The organism is Actinomyces sp. S6-Spd3 (assembly GCF_000758755.1).
GTDB lineage: Bacteria > Actinomycetota > Actinomycetes > Actinomycetales > Actinomycetaceae > Pauljensenia.
Genome location: NZ_JRMV01000146.1, coordinates 1 through 747 on the forward strand (window position 1 = coordinate 1; position 747 = coordinate 747).

Sequence of the window (747 nt, forward strand, 5' to 3'; positions counted from 1 at the left end):
TGTTTGCTGCGCGACCGGAACTGCGTGATCCGAAGGGAAACGGTGAGCCGGGAATCTTATTCGCTCATGCTCCCGAGCGAGTCCTACCTGGTCGCATTATCATCGAAATGCGAACTAACGACAGGATTGTCGGCGGGACAACGCCCGAAGCTACAGAGAGGGCGGCTGAGGTGTACCGCTCTTGTTGTACCGGAGAGATTCTTCTTACCGACGCGCGTACAGCGGAAATGAGTAAGCTGGCGGAGAACGCGTACCGGGATGTGAATATTGCTTACGCCAACGAGTTGAGTCTGATTTGTGATGAGCAAGGCATCGACGTTTGGGAATTGATTGAGATTGCCAACCGTCATCCACGGGTGAATATTCTTCAGCCCGGGCCAGGTGTGGGAGGACACTGTATCGCGGTTGACCCCTGGTTTATCGTGGCTGCTACCCCGACGGCGAAGCTGATTAAACAGGCTCGTGAGATTAACGACGCGAAGCCAGATTGGGTTATCTCTAAGATTGACGAAGCGGTTAAGAGCAGAGGTGGTTCTGCCGCCATTGGCTTGCTTGGACTTGCGTTTAAACCCAATATTGATGATCTGCGAGAGTCTCCTGCTCTTGGTATCGCAACACGTGTGGCCGCTGAATACCCTGATGCGCGAATTATGGTGGTGGAGCCAAATATTGACAGCCTTCCGCGCCAACTTCAGGAGTATCCAAACGTCGAGTTCACCGAAGCGAAGCAGGTGATTGACGAGGCAG

At 53.5% G+C, this 747-nt stretch carries 1 protein-coding gene; it reads left to right on the plus strand.

The window, feature by feature from the left end; all coding sequences use genetic code 11:
* Positions 1 to 107 precede the first annotated feature (107 nt).
* Positions 108 to 747: nucleotide sugar dehydrogenase (locus HMPREF1627_RS00865; protein WP_234305180.1), on the plus strand; the 640-nt coding region annotated here is incomplete at its 3' end.